Consider the following 5,783-nt stretch of genomic DNA (forward strand, 5'->3'; position numbering starts at 1 on the left):
TATCGGCTGGTTGCGCTCGAAGCCGCCCGCGCCGAGGATCACGCCGCGTCGCGCGGCGATCGTCACGGGCTGGCCGAAGCGCTGCGCGCGCACGCCCGTCACGCGGCCGTCCACGTCGAGCAGGTCGCGCATCGGCGTGTCGAGCCACACGGGCACGTTGCGATCGAGCAGCGCGCGGCGCAGCCCGCCGATCAACGCGTTGCCGAGCGTCAGGCGCCGGTCGCGCCGCGTCCGGCGGCGCATCCCGATATCGAGCCAGTAACGGCCGAACTGGGCGATCGCGAGCTTCATGAAGCCGGGGCCGCGCGAGAACAGCGTGTGCGCCTCCTTCGACGTCACGGCCACGCGCCCGCCGATCAGCGTACCGGGCGACGCCGGCCGCAGCCGGTCGAGCTCGTCGCCGAGCAGCCCGCCGTCGAACGGCATCGGATCGAGCGCGCGATAGCCCGGCATCGCGCCCGGCACCTTCTGGAAATAGTCCGCGTATTTCGGCAGCGACTGGTAACGCACCGGCGTCTTCGATTCCAGGTAGCGCAGCATCTCCGGCGCGCGGTCGAGATACGTGTCGATCTTCTCGGGCGTCGATTCGCCGGCCACGCAGGCTTCGATGTAGCCGCGCGCGGCCTCGCGCGAATCGGTCGCGCCCAGCTCGGCGATGTGGTGGTTGCACGGCACCCAGATGCCGCCGCCCGAGACGGCCGACGTGCCGCCGTACAGCGCCGTCTTCTCGATCACGACGACGGACAGGCCGCGGTCGGCCGCGCGGCACGCGGCGAGCAGCGCGCCGGCGCCCGAACCGACGACCACCACGTCGAACACGTATTGCTGTGCTTGCGGGTCGTTCATCGCGTCTCCGTCAGATGAAGAAGTCGGTGTTCTCGCGGCCGAGCATCACGGCGCCGAGGTTCTGGCCGAAACGGTCCACGTTGTTCGCGTAGTGCGCGCGGGCCGCATGCAGGTCGAGGAAGCGGCGCACCAGCGGATTGCGGTGATAGATGCCGTTGCCGCCCGCGTAGCGCAGCAGCGCGTTCGCGGCCTGCGCGCAACGCTCGGCGACCTGCGCGGACTGATAGCGGAAATGCACGCGGCGCTCGATCGACACGGCCGGGCCGCCGGTGACGGACGCCATCAGTTCCGCGAAATTGCGCTTGAGCAGCACCTTCATCTCGTCGATCGCGACGGCCGCGTTCGCGCACGCGTTCTGCGCGCCCGGATCGTCGGTCGTCTTCGCGCCGCTGTTGGCCGACACGCGCGTCGCCGCATAGCCGGTGAAATCGTCGAGCGCGCCCTGCAGCGCGCCGATGCACGACGTGCACACCGCGCGCACGAAGATCTGCGCGAACGGCAGCTTGAACAGCGGCGCGTCGTTGACGGCGAGGCCGGGGCTCGTGCCCATCATCCCGTCGATGGCCTTGTGCGTGCGGTACGCGGGCACGAACACGTCGTCGACGACGATGTCGTGGCTGCCCGTCGCGCGCAGGCCGAGCACGTCCCAGTCCTGCTGGATCCGGTAATCGGATTTCGGCAGCAGGAAGGTGCGGTATTCGGGCGGCTGGCCGGCAACGGCCGGCGGCACCAGCGCGCCGAGGAACACCCATTCGCACAGTTCGCTGCCGCTCGAGAACTTCCAGTGGCCCGACAGGCGGAAGCCGCCGTCGACCGGCGTCACGCGGCCCACCGGCATGTAGGTCGACGCGATCAGCGTCGCCGGATCGTTACCCCACACGTCCTGCTGCGCGCGCTCGTCGAACAGCGCGAGCTGCCAGTTGTGCACGCCGACGACGCCGTACACCCACGCGGTCGACATGCAGCCGCGCGCGAGCGCCATCTGGATGTCGAAGAAGGCCTGCGGGTCGAGCTCGTAGCCGCCGTAGCGCTTCGGCTGCAGCACCTTGAAGAAGCCGGCGGCCTGCATGTCGGCGATCGTCTCGGCCGGGATCCGGCCCTGCGCGTCTGCCTGCGCGGCGCGGCCGGCCAGCGTCGGCGCCAGTGCCTCGGCCCGGGCGATCAGCGTGGCGGCCAGTGCGTTCGAATCGTTGTCGCGATGCACGAATGTCTCCTGTGAAGCGGGTGATGCGCCGCGGCGCGTGGCCCGCTCTCGTTCAAAGTTGTTCGGCGCGGCCTGGCCGCGGGCGATGCTCGCCACCACCGATGGTCGGCTTCGCGCGACCGCGCCGCATCGTCCGACCGGACGGGACGACGGGCGCGGCCCGGTGCATCACGCGCAGGCGCGCTCCTTCTCCTTGTTGAAGAACGGGATCACGTGCTCGCCGATGTTGCGGATCGTCTCCATCTGCGCCTCGTGCGGCACCGTGCCCATCTGGCACAGGAACAGCACTTCGTCGACGCCGGCCTCCTGCAGGCGGCCGACATAGCCGATGCAGTCGTCCACCGTGCCGTACGCATGGTTCGGGTTCATCATCGCGAGCGCCGGATCGGCGAAGTTCACGACGACTTCCTCCGATGCGAAGCGCGAGCGGATCACCATTTCGCCGGTATCGGCCTGCACGAGGTCGTCGCCCCACTTCGCCGGGTCCGGACGCTCGCCGCCCGTGTACCAGTACGCGAGCGATTCCATGAAGTAGCGCTGGCCGCGGATGCCGATCTTGCGGGCGGCCTGGCCGTCGGCCATCACGACCGTCGGGCACAGCGCCGCGAGGTGCTGGGTCGGGCGGAAGCCGACCTGGTCTTCCGGCTTGCGGTTCGCCCACGCTTCGCGGTACACGGCGTTCTTCTTCGCCACTTCGTCGGGGCCGCCGAAACCGAGCACCAGCGCGCCCATCCCGCGCTGGCCGGCGCGCAGCAGCGCGTCGGTGTTGGTGCACGCGAGGTACATCGGCGGGTGCGGATCCTGGAACGGCTTCGGGTGGATCGGGCGCTTCGGAATCTTGATGTACTTGCCGTCGTGCTCGATCTCGTCCTGCACGAACATCTTCGGCACGAGGTACATCGATTCGTCGATCATCGGCTGCAGTTCGTTGAGGTCGTAGCCGAACGCGCCGGCTTCCTGCTGGCTGCCGCCCTTGCCGACGCCGAAGTGCACGCGGCCGCCGGACAGGATGTCGAGCAGCGCGACGCGCTCCGCGACCTTGATCGGGTGGTTCATCGCCGGCGGCAGGCACACGACGCCGTGGCCGAGGCCGATGCGCGTCGTGCGGCCGGCCAGGTAGGCGAGGAAGGTCTCCGGCGCGCTCATGTGCGCATAGTTGGTCAGCGACGTGTGCTCCACGCACCAGATCGTGTCGAAGCCGACCTGCTCGGCGAGCAGCGCCTGTTCGACCGTCTCCTTGAACACCCGGTGGTCGCCCTCGCGCGATGCGTCGGTGGTCTGGGCTTCGTAGATGAGGGAAAACTTCATTGCGTGCGTCTCCATGTATGTTGGACGAGTCGGGGTCGTGCAGCCCGCCCGCACGATACGGACGAAGCGCGACGGTCCACGAATGGGAGTGTCGGCGCGTGGACGGGCGCAGACATCGTCTGTTCGGAGTACCGGCACGCCGGTGGGGACAGAGGGGTTTCACCGTCATCCGATCGGACTGCGTAACGCAGCGAACGGCGCGCTAGCATCGAACGGCGGGCGCGTTGCGCGCGCCGACCAACGACAAGGGAGAGAGGGGATGAAGGTTTCGATGCTGCTGTATCCGGTCGACGACATCGACACGGCGCTGCCGTTGTTCGTCGACGGGCTGGGCCTGAACGTGAAGTTCCGCGACGGCGACCGCTATTGCGCGCTCGACGGCGGCCCGCTGACGATCGCACTGGTCGCGGGCGACGAGCAGATCGTCGAGCGCGCGGCGCTCACGCTGCGCGTGGACGAGGACGACGACCTGTATGCGGCGATGGCGCGGGTCGTGAAGGCCGGCGCATCGGTGCGCGTGCCCGTGCAGGCCGGGCCGCATGAATACCGCGCGGTGCTGGAGGACAAGAACGGCGCGCTGCTCGTGATTTCGCAGAAACGGTCCGCATGACGGCACGCGGCGCAGGCGCCGGATGCGGGCGCCGCGCGCGTGGCGGATCCGTTACGCGTCCGCGTCTGCGCCCGGCGTGCTCAGGTCGCTCGCTTCCAGCAATTCGAGCAGCGTGCGCGCCGGCTGGCTGAGCCGCTTCGCGGCCAGTGCGATGAATTCGATGTCGGGCAACGCGGGCAGCGCGTCGCCGTTGACCAGCGGCGCGAGCCCCCGCGTCGACAGATAGTGCGACGTCGCGGTCAGGCCGAGCCCCGCGCGCGCGGCCGCGATGCAGCCCGGCTGGCTGCTGCTCGAACACACGACTTCCCAGCCGATCCCCTTCTCCGCGAGCGCGTTCAGGACGATCGCGCGCGTCACGCTCGGCTCGGCGACCAGCACGAGCGGCAGCGGCCGCTCCGGATCGACGACGGTGCCGGGCCGCGCGACCCATTCGAGCCGCGTGCGCAACAGCGGCGTGCCGCGCCGCTCGCCGAGCCGCCGTTTGCCGATCATCAGGTCGAGCGCGCCCGCATCCAGCCCTTCATAGAGCCGGCTCGTCATGCCGGTGGTGATCTCCAGTGCGACGTCCGGGTGCGCGGCGCGGAACCCGGCCAGCACGTCCGGCAACGCGACGAGCGCGAGGTCGTCCGGTGCGCCGAGCCGCACCAGCCCTTGCAGCCTCGGCTTGCGGAACTGCGATTCCGCGCGGTTCAGCGCCTGCAGGATCACGTTCGCATGCACCAGCAGCGCCTCGCCGTCGGCCGTCATCGCGATCGAATGCGTGTCGCGCACGAACAGCCGCCGGCCGACGCTCTCTTCGAGACGACGGATGTGTTCGCTGACGCTCGACTGGTTGAGCCCGAGCTGCCGGCCTGCTTCGGTGAAGCTGCGGCAGTTCGTGACGGTCGCGAACGTGTTGAGCCAGACGGGATTGAGCATGGCGCATTGTCATCGGTATTACCGATGACAGTCAACGTCTTGAGGCGGCTTCCCGATGACCATCGGAATCGGTACCATCGTGCGCTTGAAGACCGGCAGGCGCCGCGCAACCGCGCAACCGCGTAACGGCGTAACGGCGCCACCCGCGCCGGCCTTCGCACCACCGATTTCGCCATGTCCCGGGAACCCACACACTCCGCGCTGCTCTGGATCGTCGCCGCTGCATTCTTCATGCAGTCGCTCGACACGACGATCGTCAACACCGCCCTGCCTTCCATCGCACAAAGCCTGCACGCGTCGCCGCTCGCGATGCAGCCGGTCGTGGTCGTCTATACGCTGACGATGGCGATGCTCACACCGGCGTCGGGCTGGCTGGCCGACCGGTTCGGCACGCGCCGCGTGTTCTCGCTTGCGATTCTCGTGTTCGTGCTCGCGTCGATCGGCTGCGCGGCGTCGCATACGCTCGGCCAGCTCGTCGCCGCGCGCGCGCTGCAGGGCATCGGCGGCTCGATGCTGCTGCCGATCGGGCGGCTCGCCGTGCTGCGCCGCGTGCCGGGCGAACAGTACGTCGCGGCGATCGCGTTCGTGTCGATCGCCGGCCAGCTTGGGCCGATCGTCGGGCCGACGCTCGGCGGCTGGCTGACGCAGGCGATTTCGTGGCACTGGGTGTTCATCGTCAACGTGCCGGTCGGCGTGGTCGGCTTCCTGGCCGTACAGCGCTACCTGCCGCACGACCAGGCGCAACAGCCGCCGCCGTTCGACTTCATCGGCTGTGCGCTGCTGTCGGTCGCGATGATCGCGCTGTCACTCGCGATCGACCCGCCGATGCCCGCGCATCGCGCCGCGTGGGCAGCCGGGCTCGCCAGACCGGCAGAGCACACGTCAGCACTCCAGTCA

General features: G+C 69.4%; 6 protein-coding genes. 2 read left to right on the plus strand and 4 right to left on the minus strand.

Going from position 1 to position 5,783, the window contains the following annotated elements:
* The 3 genes from G3N93_RS32555 to G3N93_RS32565 all read right to left on the minus strand — a co-directional run.
* Positions 1–846 (minus strand): FAD-binding protein (locus G3N93_RS32555; protein WP_206134802.1); only part of this gene is annotated, 846 nt, incomplete at its 3' end.
* A 10-nt stretch (positions 847–856) separates the two neighbouring features.
* Positions 857–2,050, minus strand: a complete 1,194-nt coding sequence (locus G3N93_RS32560) for an acyl-CoA dehydrogenase family protein (protein ID WP_206134803.1) — start codon at positions 2,048–2,050, stop codon at positions 857–859.
* Between the two features lie 168 nt (positions 2,051–2,218).
* Positions 2,219–3,358, minus strand: coding sequence for an LLM class flavin-dependent oxidoreductase (locus G3N93_RS32565; RefSeq protein ID WP_011355016.1), 1,140 nt, complete (start codon positions 3,356–3,358; stop codon positions 2,219–2,221).
* A 259-nt stretch (positions 3,359–3,617) separates the two neighbouring features.
* On the opposite strand from G3N93_RS32565, the gene G3N93_RS32570 reads away from it, so the two are divergent.
* Positions 3,618–3,968, plus strand: coding sequence for a VOC family protein (locus G3N93_RS32570; protein WP_047903137.1), 351 nt, complete (start codon positions 3,618–3,620; stop codon positions 3,966–3,968).
* A 51-nt stretch (positions 3,969–4,019) separates the two neighbouring features.
* Here G3N93_RS32570 and G3N93_RS32575 read toward each other — a convergent pair whose 3' ends face one another.
* On the minus strand, positions 4,020–4,886 hold the full coding sequence (locus tag G3N93_RS32575) for a LysR family transcriptional regulator (protein WP_206134804.1): 867 nt from the start codon (positions 4,884–4,886) through the stop codon (positions 4,020–4,022).
* Positions 4,887–5,060: 174 nt separating this feature from the next.
* Here G3N93_RS32575 and G3N93_RS32580 point away from each other — a divergent pair.
* On the plus strand, positions 5,061–5,783 hold a 723-nt coding region (locus tag G3N93_RS32580; protein ID WP_206134805.1), incomplete at its 3' end, for an MFS transporter.

Source organism: Burkholderia sp. Se-20378 (assembly GCF_017104665.1).
GTDB classification, from domain to species: Bacteria; Pseudomonadota; Gammaproteobacteria; order Burkholderiales; family Burkholderiaceae; genus Burkholderia; species Burkholderia lata.

Bases quoted from the DNA above. Each gene is read 5' to 3' on its own strand.
- G3N93_RS32575 (WP_206134804.1), bottom strand. From the start codon at position 4,886: ATGCTCAATCCCGTCTGGCTCAACACGTTCGCGACCGTCACGAACTGC.
- G3N93_RS32565 (WP_011355016.1), bottom strand. From the start codon at position 3,358: ATGAAGTTTTCCCTCATCTACGAAGCCCAGACCACCGACGCATCGCGC.
- G3N93_RS32570 (WP_047903137.1), top strand. From the start codon at position 3,618: ATGAAGGTTTCGATGCTGCTGTATCCGGTCGACGACATCGACACGGCG.